Here is a 14,917-nt window from a genome sequence, read left to right as displayed (position 1 = left end):
AGTCCAGTTCGGCACCGTGGGGGACCGGCATGGAACTAGCCGAGTGGGAGCCAGTGTACGAAGCGATTCTTCGGGATTTCGGCTTCGACCGGACGGCCGACGAGCACGCGCGTGACGTCCTTGCGGAGATTGCGACGCCGTTCGAGTTCGATCGGCTGGTCGACGTAGGGGATGGGACGGTCGCCATCGCTGGCGGAGGGCCGTCTATCGAGGCAGAGACCGACCGCGCGGCCGAGGCCGGTTTCGTCGTCGCCGCCTCCGTCGCGGCGGATCACCTCAGAGACGCAGGGGTCGACATCGATCTGATGGTGACGGACCTCGACAAGAACGTCGACACGGCCATCGAACTCTCCCACGCGGGTGTTCCGGTCGCCGTCCACGCACACGGCGACAACGTCCCTGCGGTGCGCGAGCACGTCCCGGAGTTCGACCAGGAGCAGGTGCTTGCGACGACGCAGGCCGCTCCAGTCGGGCCGGTCTACAATTTCGGCGGCTTTACTGATGGCGACCGGGCGGCGTTTCTCGCCGACGAATTCGGTGTGCGGGAGCTACGCTTTCCCGGGTGGGATCTGGACGACCACTCGGTCGAACCGATGAAACGACAGAAACTCGACTGGGCCGAACGCCTGTTGTACTGGCTAGAGCGTCGGCGAGGCGACGAGTTCGAGGTTCTCGATGGTCGGCGGGACGAAATCGATACGTCCGACCTGCCGATCTAGTTCGGATGGAGTACGACTTTGCCGGAGGACTGTCGGTCCTCGATGTAGTCGTGAGCCTCCGCGGCGTCTTCGAGGGGGAACGACTCGCCGACGACGACTTCCATATCGCCGCTCGTCAGACTACCCGTTAGCTCCGGGACGGCTTCGAGGACACGGCCCGGATCCTCCGCCCGTGCGCGGCCCAGGTGATAGCCGATCACGCTCTTGTTCTCGAACAGGAGCCGCCCGGTGTCGACGGATGCGGTTTCGCCGCTGGCCGCACCGTACGTGACGATCCGACCGAACGGGGTGAGCGCATCGAGGCTCTCGTGGAACACGTCGCCGCCGACACCGTCGAGCACCAGATCGACCCCCTCGCCGTCGGTGATCTCGTCGATCTCTTCGACGAAGTCGGTCTCGGTGTAGTTGATCGGATGATCACAGCCGAGATCACTGGCGAGGTCGAGTTTTTCGGCCGTGCTCGCCGTTCCGAACACTTCCGCACCCGCCTGCGAGGCCAACTGCACCGCCGCAGTTCCGACGCCGCCCGCGGCGGCCTGGATCAGTACTCGCTCGCCTTCTTCGAGGTCACCCCAGCCGAACAGACAGCCGTGAGCGGTCAGGAACTGCACCGGAAAGCCCGCAGCTTCGTCGAAACTCATTCCGTCGGGAATCGGAAACAGCGCCTGTGGGTCGGCGAGAGCGTACTCCGCGTAGCCGCCACCGGGTAGCGTTGCGACGACACGGTCGCCCTCGTCCAGATTCACGCGCTCGCCGGTCGCGTCGATACGTCCGGCCGCCTCCATCCCAGGAACGTACGGTGGCTCTGGACCCCGGGATACTTGCCGCGGCGCTGCATGATGTCTGCGAAGTTGATCCCGGCCGCTTCGACCTCGACGCGGACCTGCTCGGGACCCGGCTCTGGACGTTCCTGTTCCTGGACTGTCATCGTCTCCGACCCGCCGAACGCCTCGACCAGCACTGATTGCATCGTGCGCTCGTAGGGCAGCCGCATGTATAAATCGTGTACAACTTGTGAGAACTTTACAGGTGTTTTCTGTTTCGGGGTTTCTCTGTGGAAGGGCGGGTTCGATGAGCAAAATCACCCGGCTGCGTCGTGATCCGATGCCTACGAGGACGATTCTTAGGTAGCATATAACCGGAATCAACATGTTTAATTGCGGTAGTACATACGAAAACGGGAACCGGGAAATAAAAGGTGGGGTAGGATGAACTTCTGAAGTGATTATGCATCACCCTGGCCCGCCTCGTTTCGAGGCAGTCGGTTCGGAGATCGATCTCGCGCCGAGGGATCCAGATCCCTCCGGCACCTACAGTTGGAACGTCGTCGACGCACCTGACGAGAGTAACGCGGCAGTCGGTTCGGATCCTGTGGAAACGTTCGTCCCCGACGGAGTCGGGACGTATACGATCGGACTAGAGGCCCCGGACGGATACCACGAGCTAACGATCCGGGCATTCCCGTCGAACTACAGCCCACCAGTGCTCGATCCGGCAGGCTCCGGTCCACGATCCGGTTCCGGTCTGCGCTCCGGATCGGGCCTTCGCTCTGGCTCCGGTCTGCGCTCGGGATCCGGCATGGAAAGCGGTAGCGGGAGCGGCGCAGGAACGGGCGTCCACGGCTCCGGCGACCGACCTCGCCTCCGACTCGACGCACACGTCGACGGCGACTACCTCGTGCTTACTGGCGACGCGACGCCGCCGGTCGGAAGCGATCTCTCCGTCGATGATCTCGACGTCGAGTTCGTCGCCGACGACCGCGATGCTGCATCGACCGAGGACATCGAAGTCGATGATCACACCGCCCGAGTCCCGATCGAGTCGCTCGGCGAGTACAGCCGGTTCCACGCGGTCGCCGTCGCTCCCGGCGCGTACAGCGTCGCCGACGCGGTCGCAGTCGACACCACCGGGGAGACGGTCACGGTCGACCGTCTCAACGAACCGCCGGCCTGGGGCAAAGAAGTCACACTCTACGAGATCTACGTGCGAACCTTCTCCGACGGCGAGGAGGCGACGTTCGAGGCGATCTCCGAGAGACTGGAGGACCTCTCTGATTTCGGTATCGACTGTATCTGGCTGACGCCGGTACTCCAGAACGACGACTTCGATCACGGCTACAACATCGTCGACTTCTTCTCGATTGCCGACGACCTCGGCACCCGCGAGGAGTTCGAGGCGTTCGTCGACGACTGTCACGACAACGGTATCAAGGTACTGTTCGACCTCGTGATGAACCACTCCGCCCGGGAACACGAGTATTTCAAACGCGCCGAGATCGGTGACTCCGAGTACCGCGACTGGTACGAGTGGGAGGATCCGGAGAACGACAAGCCTGGCACCTACTTCGACTGGCCCTACATCGCGAACTTCAACTTCGACAACCTGGAGGTTCGTCGTCACCTGCTGGACGCGGTCGACGAGTGGGCACCGCTGGTCGACGGGTTCCGGTGTGACATGGCCTGGGCCGTCCCGACGAGTTTCTGGCAGGAACTTCGCGACCGCGTGAAAGCCGAGGATTCCGAGTTCCTCCTGCTCGACGAGACGATTCCCTACATTGCCGACTTCCACGAACTCTGTTTCGACGTCCACTTCGACACGACGCTGTATCACAACCTCCGGCAGGTCGGTAACGCGGCGATGGACGCCTCCGCGATCACCGACGCCATCGAGAACCGCGCGCGAACCGGCTTCCCGGATCACGCCGCGTTCCTCCTGTACATGGAGAACCACGACGAGAGCCGCTACGCCGAGGACTGCGGGAAGACCCAGGCCAAGGCCGCCGCTGGTGCGCTGTTTACTCTGCCCGGTATCCCGCTCCTGTACGCGGGTCAGGAGATCGGTGAGGAGACCCGCCGCGAGAAAGTCGACTGGCACGACCCCGACGAGGACCTGCGGAACCACTACCGGGGACTGGTGAACGTTCGCGACGAACTCGATGCACTCAGCTACGATGCCGACTACGAGGAAGTCGAGAGCGAGGCGTCTCACCAGGGCGTCGTCGCCTATGCCCGCGAAAACGAGGGCGAACGCGTCGTCGTCGTCCTGAACTTCGGCCCCGACGCCGAGTCCGTCTCGCTCGGCGAGGCCGTCGGGTCGGAAGACCTCATCTCCGGGGAAGACATCGACGCCGATGACGCCGACGTGCTCGTCGAGGACGTCGTCGTCGTTCCCGCCGAGTAGTCGCCGGAACGAATAGATTTATTACTCCTTCTATCACCTATCTTTCTGTACTGGGCGATGGAGTCCGCCTGACTCAACCGCCAGCAGCATTGCTGGCTGATGACTCCTACCCCGAACCCGCCGCTACAGGTGGGACTCTACAATGTCAGGCCCTCATCCACTCGTGCGTCTGGAAACGGTACTGTTGATCGCCGTCGGCGGCTTCGCTGGCTCGAACCTGCGCTACTTCGTCGAACTGACCATCCCATCGACGCTCGGGGCGACGTTCGCCGTCAACGTTCTCGGTAGTTTCGCGCTCGCGCTGATCCTCTACGAGGCGTCGATGATCGGCGCGCTCTCGGACAAGTCCCAGTTCGTCTTCGGCACGGGCTTTCTCTCCTCGTTTACGACGTTCAGCACCTTCGTGCTGGACGTGGTCACCGCCGACCCGCTGATCGGACTCGGCTACATCTTCGCCAGTTACGTCACCGGCTTTGCGGCCGTGTTTCTGGGGCGCGTAGTCGTACACCGGGTCGTCGCGCCGAGGGTCGAGGAGGTGGCGTAGATGGAGCCAGCATATCTCCTCGGGGCGGGCGGTGCGATCGGTGCGGTCCTCCGCTACGCCGTCGGTGAGTCGCTTCCGGCCGCCCAGTTCCCATGGGCCACGCTGGTCGTGAACGTGATCGGAAGCTTCGTGCTCGGACTGGTCGCGTTCGGCGGCGTCGGCGAAGGCGCGATGCTGTTCGTCGGCGTCGGCGCGTGTGGTTCCTTCACCACTTTCTCCTCGTTTTCGTTTGTCGCGGTCGACCTCTGGGACCGCGGGCAACAGTGGATGTCGGCGCTCCACGTCGTCGGGAACCTCGTCGGCGGGCTCATCGCAATGGGAATCGCGCTACTGCTCGTTCAGGCGTAGCCCCAGACGAGTCCACACCTCCAGAGCTGATCGACTAACTACCCGGTCATCCGGCGTATCGAAAAGTATTATCAACACCTGTTACGACAAACCCAGGCAGCAGGCCATCGGTGGACCGGAGATACGGCGGCGCGCCCCGTCGACTCCCGGCCACGGACTGAGGAGATAGCATGAGTGAGCACACATCGGACCCCTGTACGTTGCACGAACGTCGGACTGAACGACTCTGTGAATGGACGGTGGACCGACTGAAGCGCCACGACGAGTCCTTCGAAGGCGCTCAGGTCGTCGTCGAGCGACTCGGCGCGCACGTTGACGGCGACGTCGCGGAGTTCGGCTTCTGGACGCCGGAGCTGGTCGACGAAGGCGTTGGCCCCGACGATGTCTCTCTGGAACTGTTCACGCCGGTCGAAGACGTCGATCCAGGTGCGGACAAGGCCACGACAACGTTCCGCCACGAGCGCGTGCCGACTCGACGTCAGGGCGAGTACACCTGGGCCGCCGTCGAGGGAGCACAGCCAGGAACCCGGGAGACGCTCGGAACACTCTACCGTCTCACCTACGAGACCGACGAGGGCTGGGAGACGATTCAGGACCCGCTCGCGTACTCGCTCCCGTTCGGCGCGTACGCCCCCGCGGAGCTATACGACGTCGACGCGCTGAACGCGAGTCGTCCGGATCGGGGGTACTTCGAGTCGCTGGGCGCCGACGAGGAACCGGTCGGGACGAGCGAGCACGACGGGCTTCCGCGGGTCGACCCGGCGACGAATCTGCTCGAACTGCACCCCGGCACCACCTCGGAAGCGGGGTCGCTCGGGGGACTTGCGCGTCGCTACGAGGAGATCGCCCGCAAACAGCGCGAGGGCGAGGCACTGACTCCGATGGAGCGGAACTTCGCGGGCTACGACGGCGTGCAGGTGATGCCGATCGCGCCGATCGTCGAGAGCGACCACCAGCCGAATCACTTCGAGATCGACGGCCCGATTACGGACCCGGAGCCGACCGATGTCGAGATCACGACTCGCTCCCCCGACATGGTCAACTGGGGCTACGACATCGTTGTCTCGGGCTTCTCGGCGATCAACCCCGCGGTGCTCGAAACCGGCCGTCCGGACGAACTGGTCGACTTCATCGCAACCCTCCACGAGATGCCGACGCCGATGCGGGTCGTCTTCGACATCGCGCTCGGCCACGCCGATAACGGTGCGCTCCCGCTACTCAACGACTACTACTTCGAGGGGCCGGGAATGTACGGGCAGGAACTGGACTACCGCCAACCGACCGTTCGGGCGATCCTGCTCGAACTCCAGCGGCGAAAGATGAACTGGGGGCCGACGGTATTCGCGTCGACGGTGCACAGGACTTCACCTACTGGGACTCCGAGACGGAACAGGAGTACCACGACGACGCGTATCTCACCGAGATGGACGAGGTCACCCAGGAGATAGCCGGTACCGAGTACCGGCCGTGGATGATCTTCGAGGACGGCCGGCCGTGGCCCGAGGAGGACTGGGAACTCGCCTCTACCTACCGCGAACTGATCGAGGACCACCCCCACTCGTTCCAGTGGGGACCGGTTACGTTCGCCCACAACACGCCTGCGATCCTCACCTTCTGGGCGAGCAAATGGTGGCGTGTCGAAGAGCTGCTGATCTGGGCGACCACTGGATCTCCGGCGTCGCCAACCACGATACGATGCGCCGCGGCGCGCAGGTCGAGGTCGGCAAGGAGTGGGACGCCACCCAGGAGAACCCGTATCTCGCCGAGACGCTCCGTGGAACGATCGAACGCGCCTACGACAACCCGGCCTCGAACGCGCTGATGTACTGTTTCCTCCCGGGCGTCCCGATGGACTTCGCTCACGGCAACGCCCGCGCACCGTGGTACTTCACCCGCGATACCGACGATAGCTGGAACGTCAAAGTCGTCGCCAACGGCGCGTACTTCGTCGACTGGTACGTCACCGACGAGGCGTTCGCAGATCCCGAACAGTTCACCCGACTCGGAGAACTCGGCTTCGAGAGCGCAGACGCCCTGTGTGCGTTCGGCCACACCCTCGCCGCGATCGGGGAGGCCGTCGACTTCGATCTGGAGGAGATGGCACCACTGCTCGACGCGACCAATCCGCCCCTCGGCGACGGACCGCTGACGCCCGACGACCTCGAAGCCTACGCGCTCGCCTGGATGCGCGACGTCGCCGAGTTTGCCAATCTCGTTCATTACGAGGACGAACAGGACGCCGACCGGACGGCCTTCGACCTGCGCATCCGCGAGTTCCGCCACGACCGGCCGTGGCTCCGCGAGACGCTCGACGAGGGCGAGCTCTTCGACTACCGTCACCCGACGGACGGATCTGTACTCTACTACGGTCGGCGGAGTGCGCCCGACGACAGTGAAGAGCTCCTGTTCGTGGCAAATATGGAGGGACGGGCGGCGACAGTCACGCCGACCGACCTCGTCGACGAGGCGGGCGACGGCTGGGAAGTCGCGCTGGCAACTCCAGCCCTCGACGAGGTCGCTGCCGATGAACCGTTGACGCTGAACGACAGCGAGGCGGTCGTGTTCTCCCGGACTCGCTGAAACGGCCATACACTCTGTCACGGAGAGGGCCGAGACTCGCAAACGTTATCCCTGTGAGAAGAGGGAGTCCCGATGGATTCTCTGTGTCTAGCGTTGTCAAGATAATACTTTATGCGATGTCCACATTCGTTGACAGTATGACCGGTACCCAATTTAAAAACGGAAAACATAATATCGAGAAATGGAATGACGTATTTGAGGTCCTCACAGCTGAACCCCGTCGGCAACTGATCGTCTCGTTGCTGGACACCGAGGGAGCAGTTCCCCTGCCCGAGAGTGCCGTCAATCCGAACGCTCCCGCCGACTCGGAGGCACTGAAAGTAGAGCTGTATCACCGCCACCTGCCATTGCTGGCGGACCGAGAGTTCGTCGAGTGGAAAACTGATCCCCTCGTCGTGGAACGTGGTCCGCGGTTCGAGGAAGTCGCGGCCGTCTTTGAGGCACTTCACACCTCCACGGGCCGGATCCCCGATTCGCTGGTCGTTGGTTGCCAGCGCCTCGAACAGGAGCGACACCTGTCTACTGGCGATTAATACGTCTCCCGGATACGCACGCAGCGGTAGCAGGGATCGAAAGCCAGCGATGACGCGACGCGATTTGCAGTCCTCAGGTACGGCGTCTTCAGAGCAACAGCGGGATGCCGAACGCGACTACGAGACCGACCGCGGTGATCAGGCCGCCGATCAGTGCCTGACGGTTGCTGTACGCGCTCTGCGGGGCAGTCGTCCGCCCCTCGACGGTCGCTGGGCTGTCGGCGTCCTCATCCGATTCCGTGGGTTCTGACGTCGACTCGGGCTCTTCGAACTCCTCGTCGTCCTCGCTACCCTCACCGAACGGGACGTCCGTCTTGCTGGGGTTCTGGTCGACTGCGAGTTCGTCGTCGGCCTCGTCGTCAGCATCGGTCATAGGCGGATGTTTACGACGGGTGAACTTAAGCAGTTCTGTCCGCCGATGAGGGCTCCAGACTGTCCAGTCGAGATTCGCGGGGTGACGGCCCGCCCTTCCGACGTTGAACCGCTGGGGGACCGTGCTCAGCGGTCCGAGCCAATAGATACACCGGTAGAGGCCGTAAAGAAACGGATCACTGTCTTTTTGACTGTCCATTGCTGACAATCTGGCAATGACGAGAACCGACGAGCAGTCTCCTGACCGTGACTGGTGGAAGGAGGCAGTAGTCTATCAGATATACCCGCGAAGCTTCAACGACTCGGACGGCGACGGGATCGGTGACATCCCGGGCATCGTCGAAAAAGTCGACTATCTCGACGCGCTCGGCGTCGACGTCGTCTGGCTCAACCCCGTCTACGAGTCCCCGATGGCCGACAACGGCTACGACATCGCAGACTACCAGTCGATCCACCCCGAGTTCGGGACGATGGACGACTGGCAGACGCTACTCGACGAACTCCACGACCGCGACATGCGGCTCATCATGGACCTCGTCGTTAACCACACCTCCGACGAGCACGAGTGGTTCCAGCAGTCCCGGCAGGGTAACCCCGAGTACGAGGACTACTACTACTGGCGTGAGGGAGACCCGGAGGAACCGCCGAACAACTGGGAGTCCTTCTTCGGTGGCCCGGCCTGGAGCTGGGACGACGAACGCGAGGCGTGGTATCTCCACCTCTTCGACGAGAAACAGCCCGATCTCAACTGGCGCAACGAGGCCGTCCGCGAGGAGATCCACGACATGATGAACTGGTGGCTCGACCACGGTATCGACGGCTTCCGCATGGACGTTATCAACCTCGTCTCCAAGACGGAGGGCCTACCGGATGGCGAACACGGCGGTGCTTCACACTTCGTCGGCGGCCCACGCATCCTCGAGTACATCGGCGAGATGGTCGATGAAACCGTCGCCGGCCGTGACGTCATGACCGTCGGCGAGATGGTCGGCGTCGATGCCGACCGCGCCCGCGAGTACGTCGCCGAGGAGGGGACCGGCCTCTCGATGCTGATCCACTTCGAGCATATGGGCGTCGACACCGGCCACGACAAGTGGGACCTGCAGGAACTCGATCTGCGCGAACTCAAGCGCATCATCGGCTCCTGGCAGAACACCCTCGCCGAGGACGGCTGGAACTGTAACTATCTCACTAACCACGACCAGCCCCGCGCAGTATCGCGCTTCGGCGACGACGGAGAGTATCGCGAGGAGTCCGCGAAGATGCTCGCCACCTTCCAGTTCACCCTGCAGGGGACGCCGTTCGTGTTCCAGGGCGAGGAGATAGGCATGACCAACACGAGTTTCGAGGATCCCGACCGGATCCGGGACGTCGAAGCGAAGAACTTCACTGAGATGTCACTCGGCGACTGGGCCGACGACTACGAGGAGGACGTCCGGCCGATTCTCGAAAACATGAGCCGTGACAACGCCCGGACGCCGATGCAGTGGGACGGCTCCGAGCACGCGGGCTTCACCGACGGCGAGCCCTGGATCCACGTCACCGACAACTACGACGAAGTAAACGTCGCGGCTGCTCGTGCCGACGAAGAGTCCATCTGGCACTACTACCGCGAACTGATGGATCTCCGCGAGGAGCGGGACGTCTTCGTCTACGGCGACTACGAACTGATCGATCCCCAACACGGCGAGGTGTTCGCCTACCGGCGCCGACTCGACGACGACGAACTGATCGTCGTCTGTAACTTCTTTAACGGTCATCCCCACATCCACATCGGCGATCTCGCAGACGACGCCGAACTCGTCGTCAGCAACTACGACGTCGACGAGACTCCGGAGGATCGAGTGCTGGAGCTACGACCCTACGAAGCACGCGTCTACCAGCAGTAGTTCTGAATCGCAGACCAGGCAAATCGTTTCGATCACTGTTCGTAGCGAATGACCCGCGCCATACCGGTCTCCAGGTGATAGAGATGGTGGCAGTGGAAGAACCAGCCGCCGGGGTTCGATGCGACGAAGTCGAACGTCACCTGGCCCATGCGACCGGGCACGACGACGGTGTCTTTGAGTACGTCGCCGACTCTGAACTGATGTCCGTGAAGATGCATCGGATGGCGTATCGGACTTCGGTTGACCATCCGGAACCGAACGTGCTCCCCTGGGGCGATATAGATCGGATCGGCATCAGGGTAGGTCTGTCCGTTGATAGTCCACGCGTCGCCACTCATCATCGTCCCTGATAGGGTTAGATCGACCGTCCGGTCAGGAGTCCCCTCGGACGCGGCCTGTGAGTCGGTCGATCGGAGGTCCGTTAGCTGGAGCATCCGACGGCCGATCCCTCCTCGGTGATCCGCCCGTCACTCCCCTCGTAATCGAGTATCGCTCGGCCGGGAGGCGTCGACGAGCGGACCGGCCTGATCCGGATCGGCCATCGTCCCGGCGACTGCGCCTCGACCACGACGTCGTATCGTTCCTCCATGCCGATCTCCAGCGTATCGACGGAGACAGGCTCGACAGCAGGGCCGTCAGTGTGCGTGACGAGTAGCTCGTGTCCCTCGATCCCGAATCGGTAGGTCGCTGCTGCTGCCGCGTTGATCAGTCGGAGTCTGATGCGCTCGCCTTCCTCGACGTCGACGTGTGTTGGTTCGCGAGGGAGCTGTCCGTTCACGAGCGTGCCGACTGCAGGTGGCGCATCGGGGAATCCGCCGCCCATGCCCCGGCCGTTCCTCGACGAGGTCTCTACCCGCGGCTCACCGGGGAGGTGCTCGTCGAGAATGAGTGTTTCCTCCGTATCGTACTCGACGTGGTGATCGCTCTCTTCGATAATGAGTGGGCCCAGAAGTTCCCGATCCAGTTGCAGGCCGACATGGCTGTGATACCAGTGTGTGCCGGCCGGTTCAGTGTCGAACTCGTAGGTGAACTCCTCGCCCGGCTGGATCGCTTCCTGGGTGACGCCGGGTACGCCGTCCATCGCGTTGTCCCCGTCGAGGACCATCCCGTGCCAGTGGATCGTCGTCTCCTCCGGGAGGTCGTTTTCGATGACGACGCGAACGCGTTCGCCCTCGCGGGCCCGGATTTCCGGACCGGGGTACTCCTCGTCGTACGTCCAGCCGTCGTGGCGTTCGTCGGACGCCACCGAGACGTCGCTCTCGGTTGCTGTCAGGCGATACGTTCGGTCCGGATCACCGTACTCCGGTTCCGGCAACGGACCTGTTTCGGGCGAGCTATCACCGCCCGGAAAGTTGTCCAGACAGCCAGCGAGTCCGGCCGAGACTGTACCACCGGTAACTGCGAGCGCCTGTCGTCGAGTGAGTTTCTTTTCAGTCATGGGGAATCATCGCTCCTCGCGTAGCCGCCGGCATCGTGTTCTGAATTCTTCGTCGTCGAGTTCGCCGCGCGCGTACGGTTCGCGCAGTTCGGCGAGGGCTCGATCCGGCTCATCGCTGGACTGAAACTGGGAGCCCCGGCCGAGTACGACAAGGACGAGAACGATCAGTCCGACGAGCAACAACAGCCAGAGTATCCACCAGACACCGAACAGGCCCCAGCTCTCGTTCATCATCTCGCCAGTTCGCTGCTGCGGGGCGGCGATAGCAGTTGGGACTGCACCGAGCACGAGTCCTGCTGAAGGACCCTATGCGCGATGCGGCCGAGACGGTGTAATGATGGCCTCATATGCCGGTCACAGTAGTAGATACGTCATTGTATGATATAGTGTGTATTGCAAAACATGTGACAGGCCAACTGACTACGACTCGGACGGCATCAACTGCCCCTGCAGGGGGCGCAGTTCTGTCCGTAGGCTGTTGCCCTCATCGTCCGGACGGTGCAGAATCCGAACCGGTGCTCCATCTGCAGGTGTGCGAGTCCGTTCCTGCGGTCTCAACTACTCCGAGCGACCGCCTGCCTTGCCCGAAGAAATCCGTCAGAACTGGAGGAGAGTGCCCGCGGTTATCCGCCGTCAGGCCGCGGCGCGTTCTCGTACTTTTCCATCTTCTCGGGTCTGTCCGATATGGACTCGTAGATCCGCTGGAGCGTCTCCTCGGCGGCCAGTAGGTTGTGCTCCTCGAGGAACGCCCGTCCCTCCTCGGTCAGGCCGTAGAACTTCCACGGGTAGCCCTGCCGGTGCTCGCCGTCCGGCAGCGCGACCTCTTCGAGGACGCCCGCGTCGATGAGCTTCTGGACGTGCTTGTAGACGGTCGCCTCGCTGACGCTCGGGTTTAGCTGTTCGAGTTCGTACATCGACGGCAGTCCCTCGGGATGTTGCAGGACGTTGCTGAGGATGGCAAACCGCGTCTCCTGCGTGACGAAGTGCAGCAGTTCGCGGTTGTCCGCGCCCTCGTCCTCGCTCAGGTCGGTGCTCATACTGTGATCTACGCGAAGTGTCCATAAGTAGTTTACTCTGGAGTAAATCACTTTCGGGTAGATTACTTCGAGAGAAAGTACTCTAGAGGATCTGCTGGAGCAGTCGGACACAACGCCTATGCAACCCCGGTGAGACGACACCGATATGTCTAACGAGGAGTCGTCGTCCCCGAACGAGGGGCCCTCCCACGAAGCGCCGTCCACCTCCAGCGAACAGTCCGCGGACGAGGAGGATCCCTCCGTGCCCGGGGACGTCCTGACGAGTGCGACAGAGCGTCTCGACGCCGACGAGATCACGCTGGCCGACAACGAAGAGATCCTCCACGCGATGGCCGAACTCGGTCCGGTCTACGAGACGGATCGGTCGTACTTCGTGCTGGGGAACTACGACCGTGAGCCGATACGTCGGCTGAATCTCGTCGTCGACCGTCTCAATCGCCGCGGGGACGCCTACGCCTTCCGCATGGTCGACGTCCGCGGCGAGTGGGACAACAGTATCCAGAAGTTCTGCCTGATCGCCGACCTTGTCACCTATCTCGTCGGCGTCGCCGAGAAAGAGCAGAGCGGCTTCCTGGTCGAGCAGGGACTGCTCGTCGGCACTGAGGAGTACTTCGAGAGGAGCCACGTGCTGAAACGCGAGTACGAGGAGGACCACCCGTTCGGCTGGATGCAGGACGGCGTTTTCGAGCTATTCGAAGGGGAAGGGCGACTGTACCGCTGGCGGACGGTGTCTGATCTCGTAGAAGCGACTGAAGAACTGCCGTAAGGGGGCCGTGTGAGTTCACTGACGCTCGCGCCACTCGTCTTCCAGCAGGCCGTACCAGTAGACGTCCTGGAACTGGCCGTCGACGAACTCCGCGTCCCGGTGGACGCCTTCCTCTCGGAAGCCGACCGATTCGAGCAGCGCACTCGAGGCATCGTTGAACTCGAAAACGCGGGCCTCGATCCGATGGAGGCCGAGTTGCTGGAAGCCGTACTCGACAATCCGGGCGGCGGCGTCGCCGCCGTAGCCCATCCGGTGGTGGTCGGGTGCGACCCAGTAACCGAGTTCCGCAGTGTGGTTACCCGTATCCAGTTTGTCGAGGCCGATGGTCCCGACGGCGGTCCCTTCGTCCGTAATCAGGAGGTTCACGTTGTCTTCGGCACAGACGACGTCGTCGTAGAACTCCTCTTCCTGCTCGGCGTTGATCGGTCGGTCGCTCCCGATTGCCCGCCAGACCTGCGGATCGTTGACCTGCTGTTGCATGAACTGCAGGTCGGCCTTCTCGATGGTGCGTAACTCGACCTGCTCGCCCTGGAGAAACACGGGTCCGGGCATAGACTCTCGTACAGAAGCTACGGAGAAAAAACTGACTCTCTCCAGGCAGTCTCGATGGCCGGAGCCGAAACGCGGAAAGCCCTACTGACGCTACATATTGACGACAGGTCGCATGGAAGAGGCTCATCGGGTGTTCGGCTACAGGCGCCGGAGCGTCGCGCTCGACGTGCTCGTAGTGGCCACTGCGATCCCGGCGCTGCTGATCGGAGTTCATCTCCTGGCACCGGAGAGCCTGCGAACAACGCTCATCCTCCAGCACGGCGATCCGGAGCCACTGGAGTTTCTCACCGCCGCCTACGTCCACTCGAACGTCCCACATCTACGGAACAACGTCACTGGCTACGTCGCTGCAATCGTGATGGCCTACCTGCTCTGTCTCGAAGCAGGACGCCGTCGGTGGTTTTTCGCCACGCTCGGTGCGATACTGGTAGTCGTTCCGATAACGGTCAACGTCGTCAGCTACACGACCTTCGCGACGATGTTTCCCGGAGCACCGACGACGCGTGGCTTCTCGGCAGTCGTCGCCGCCGCCGGGGGTTCGTCTACGTCGCCCTGCTCGTCCTGTTGCGAACCGCCTACTCGAAAAGCACCGCGACGTTTGCCGGCGCATTGATCTTCCTGATACTACTGGTGACGTTCTATCTCTCGCACGCCAGCGTCGTCGACCCGCTGGTGCTCGCCGGCGCGGCCGGGAGTTCAGTGTTGTGTCTCGGAGCGCTGGCCGTCAGCGTCCGCGGTCGACTCCCCAACGACCGGGCCAGTTGGATTCAACTCGGTGCCGAAGCGATTCCCGTTGGCCTTGTCACTGCCCTCCTCGTCGCCTTCGTCGTGGGACTGTTCCCCGAACGGGTCGTCGTCGACGGTATGATCATCAACGTCTACGCGCACTGGCTCGGTCTGGTCGGCGGCGTCGTCGTCAGTGCCGGACTGGAACGGATCGTCGCCGACTGACGCGCTTG

General features: G+C 62.8%; 15 protein-coding genes, 2 pseudogenes and 1 riboswitch. Of the genes and pseudogenes, 10 read left to right on the top strand and 7 right to left on the bottom strand.

The features are described 5' to 3' along the window. Positions 1-29 precede the first annotated feature (29 nt). Positions 30-719, top strand: a complete 690-nt coding sequence (locus ACFQH2_RS09850; protein WP_377053163.1) for a 6-hydroxymethylpterin diphosphokinase MptE-like protein — start codon at positions 30-32, stop codon at positions 717-719. Here the strand turns inward: ACFQH2_RS09850 and ACFQH2_RS09845 are convergent. After that, positions 716-1,647, bottom strand: a pseudogene (locus ACFQH2_RS09845) (quinone oxidoreductase family protein). The gene ACFQH2_RS09850 and the pseudogene ACFQH2_RS09845 sit on opposite strands and share 4 nt — an antisense overlap. Before the next feature lie 299 nt (positions 1,648-1,946). Between ACFQH2_RS09845 and malA the strand changes: the two are divergent. From malA to ACFQH2_RS09820, 5 genes and pseudogenes are all read left to right on the top strand, one after another. Continuing rightward, complete coding sequence (malA, locus tag ACFQH2_RS09840) at positions 1,947-3,899, top strand: alpha-amylase MalA (RefSeq protein ID WP_377076692.1); 1,953 nt, start codon at positions 1,947-1,949, stop codon at positions 3,897-3,899. A gap of 44 nt (positions 3,900-3,943) precedes the next feature. Further along, a riboswitch (Fluoride riboswitch) is annotated at positions 3,944-4,015 on the top strand. 26 nt (positions 4,016-4,041) lie between these two features. After that, the gene (locus ACFQH2_RS09835; RefSeq protein WP_377053157.1) at positions 4,042-4,443 is read left to right on the top strand and encodes a fluoride efflux transporter FluC; all 402 of its coding nucleotides are present in this window, start codon (positions 4,042-4,044) and stop codon (positions 4,441-4,443) included. Then, the gene (locus ACFQH2_RS09830; RefSeq protein ID WP_377053155.1) at positions 4,444-4,791 is read left to right on the top strand and encodes a fluoride efflux transporter FluC; all 348 of its coding nucleotides are present in this window, start codon (positions 4,444-4,446) and stop codon (positions 4,789-4,791) included. Positions 4,792-4,961: 170 nt separating this feature from the next. Next, positions 4,962-7,371 (top strand): annotated as a pseudogene (gene gghA / locus ACFQH2_RS09825) (glucosylglycerol hydrolase). Between the two features lie 137 nt (positions 7,372-7,508). Further along, positions 7,509-7,904, top strand: coding sequence for a hypothetical protein (locus ACFQH2_RS09820; protein ID WP_377053151.1), 396 nt, complete (start codon positions 7,509-7,511; stop codon positions 7,902-7,904). Positions 7,905-7,992: 88 nt separating this feature from the next. Here the strand turns inward: ACFQH2_RS09820 and ACFQH2_RS09815 are convergent, their stop codons facing one another. Then, positions 7,993-8,277, bottom strand: a complete 285-nt coding sequence (locus ACFQH2_RS09815) for a DUF7550 family protein (protein WP_377053149.1) — start codon at positions 8,275-8,277, stop codon at positions 7,993-7,995. A gap of 214 nt (positions 8,278-8,491) precedes the next feature. Here ACFQH2_RS09815 and ACFQH2_RS09810 point away from each other — a divergent pair, with 214 nt between their 5' ends. Continuing rightward, complete coding sequence (locus ACFQH2_RS09810; RefSeq protein ID WP_377053147.1) at positions 8,492-10,165, top strand: glycoside hydrolase family 13 protein; 1,674 nt, start codon at positions 8,492-8,494, stop codon at positions 10,163-10,165. Between the two features lie 32 nt (positions 10,166-10,197). Here the strand turns inward: ACFQH2_RS09810 and ACFQH2_RS09805 are convergent, their stop codons facing one another. The 4 genes from ACFQH2_RS09805 to ACFQH2_RS09790 all read right to left on the bottom strand — a co-directional run bounded on the left by ACFQH2_RS09805 (position 10,198) and on the right by ACFQH2_RS09790 (position 12,640). After that, positions 10,198-10,599, bottom strand: a complete 402-nt coding sequence (locus ACFQH2_RS09805; protein WP_377076691.1) for a multicopper oxidase domain-containing protein — start codon at positions 10,597-10,599, stop codon at positions 10,198-10,200. Further along, positions 10,587-11,603 carry a multicopper oxidase family protein gene (locus ACFQH2_RS09800; RefSeq protein WP_377076690.1) on the bottom strand — a complete coding sequence of 339 codons (1,017 nt, stop codon included), beginning with the start codon at positions 11,601-11,603 and terminating at the stop codon, positions 10,587-10,589. The genes ACFQH2_RS09805 and ACFQH2_RS09800 overlap by 13 nt, the downstream gene beginning before the upstream one ends. Positions 11,604-11,609: 6 nt before the next feature. Next, positions 11,610-11,837: a hypothetical protein gene (locus tag ACFQH2_RS09795; protein WP_377076689.1), complete on the bottom strand. Its 228-nt coding sequence runs from the start codon at positions 11,835-11,837 to the stop codon at positions 11,610-11,612. Positions 11,838-12,226: 389 nt separating this feature from the next. Beyond that, positions 12,227-12,640, bottom strand: coding sequence for a PadR family transcriptional regulator (locus ACFQH2_RS09790; protein ID WP_377053141.1), 414 nt, complete (start codon positions 12,638-12,640; stop codon positions 12,227-12,229). 145 nt (positions 12,641-12,785) lie between these two features. Here ACFQH2_RS09790 and ACFQH2_RS09785 point away from each other — a divergent pair, with 145 nt between their 5' ends. Beyond that, a complete protein-coding gene (locus tag ACFQH2_RS09785) occupies positions 12,786-13,406 on the top strand; it encodes a hypothetical protein (RefSeq protein WP_377053139.1) in 621 nt (206 codons plus the stop codon). A gap of 15 nt (positions 13,407-13,421) precedes the next feature. Here ACFQH2_RS09785 and ACFQH2_RS09780 read toward each other — a convergent pair whose 3' ends face one another. Next, positions 13,422-13,958, bottom strand: a complete 537-nt coding sequence (locus tag ACFQH2_RS09780) for a GNAT family N-acetyltransferase (RefSeq protein ID WP_377053137.1) — start codon at positions 13,956-13,958, stop codon at positions 13,422-13,424. 112 nt (positions 13,959-14,070) lie between these two features. On the opposite strand from ACFQH2_RS09780, the gene ACFQH2_RS09775 reads away from it, so the two are divergent. Further along, positions 14,071-14,571, top strand: a complete 501-nt coding sequence (locus ACFQH2_RS09775) for a hypothetical protein (protein ID WP_377076688.1) — start codon at positions 14,071-14,073, stop codon at positions 14,569-14,571. Then, on the top strand, positions 14,568-14,909 hold the full coding sequence (locus tag ACFQH2_RS09770; protein WP_377076687.1) for a hypothetical protein: 342 nt from the start codon (positions 14,568-14,570) through the stop codon (positions 14,907-14,909). The genes ACFQH2_RS09775 and ACFQH2_RS09770 overlap by 4 nt, the downstream gene beginning before the upstream one ends. Positions 14,910-14,917 lie beyond the last annotated feature (8 nt).

The organism is Natronoarchaeum sp. GCM10025703 (assembly GCF_042661985.1).
Taxonomy (GTDB): Archaea; Halobacteriota; Halobacteria; order Halobacteriales; family Natronoarchaeaceae; genus Natranaeroarchaeum.
Note: the sequence above shows the minus strand (reverse complement) of the source record. Positions and strands in the feature narration are given on the sequence as shown.

What these genes read in the sequence shown, in the direction of transcription:
- ACFQH2_RS09850 (WP_377053163.1), top strand. Translation starts at nt 30, where the DNA reads ATGGAACTAGCCGAGTGGGAGCCAGTGTACGAAGCGATTCTTCGGGAT.
- malA (WP_377076692.1), top strand. Translation starts at nt 1,947, where the DNA reads ATGCATCACCCTGGCCCGCCTCGTTTCGAGGCAGTCGGTTCGGAGATC.
- ACFQH2_RS09835 (WP_377053157.1), top strand. Translation starts at nt 4,042, where the DNA reads ATGTCAGGCCCTCATCCACTCGTGCGTCTGGAAACGGTACTGTTGATC.
- ACFQH2_RS09830 (WP_377053155.1), top strand. Translation starts at nt 4,444, where the DNA reads ATGGAGCCAGCATATCTCCTCGGGGCGGGCGGTGCGATCGGTGCGGTC.
- ACFQH2_RS09820 (WP_377053151.1), top strand. Translation starts at nt 7,509, where the DNA reads ATGACCGGTACCCAATTTAAAAACGGAAAACATAATATCGAGAAATGG.
- ACFQH2_RS09815 (WP_377053149.1), bottom strand. Translation starts at nt 8,277, where the DNA reads ATGACCGATGCTGACGACGAGGCCGACGACGAACTCGCAGTCGACCAG.
- ACFQH2_RS09810 (WP_377053147.1), top strand. Translation starts at nt 8,492, where the DNA reads ATGACGAGAACCGACGAGCAGTCTCCTGACCGTGACTGGTGGAAGGAG.
- ACFQH2_RS09805 (WP_377076691.1), bottom strand. Translation starts at nt 10,599, where the DNA reads ATGCTCCAGCTAACGGACCTCCGATCGACCGACTCACAGGCCGCGTCC.
- ACFQH2_RS09800 (WP_377076690.1), bottom strand. Translation starts at nt 11,603, where the DNA reads ATGACTGAAAAGAAACTCACTCGACGACAGGCGCTCGCAGTTACCGGT.
- ACFQH2_RS09795 (WP_377076689.1), bottom strand. Translation starts at nt 11,837, where the DNA reads ATGATGAACGAGAGCTGGGGCCTGTTCGGTGTCTGGTGGATACTCTGG.
- ACFQH2_RS09790 (WP_377053141.1), bottom strand. Translation starts at nt 12,640, where the DNA reads ATGAGCACCGACCTGAGCGAGGACGAGGGCGCGGACAACCGCGAACTG.
- ACFQH2_RS09785 (WP_377053139.1), top strand. Translation starts at nt 12,786, where the DNA reads ATGTCTAACGAGGAGTCGTCGTCCCCGAACGAGGGGCCCTCCCACGAA.
- ACFQH2_RS09780 (WP_377053137.1), bottom strand. Translation starts at nt 13,958, where the DNA reads ATGCCCGGACCCGTGTTTCTCCAGGGCGAGCAGGTCGAGTTACGCACC.
- ACFQH2_RS09775 (WP_377076688.1), top strand. Translation starts at nt 14,071, where the DNA reads ATGGAAGAGGCTCATCGGGTGTTCGGCTACAGGCGCCGGAGCGTCGCG.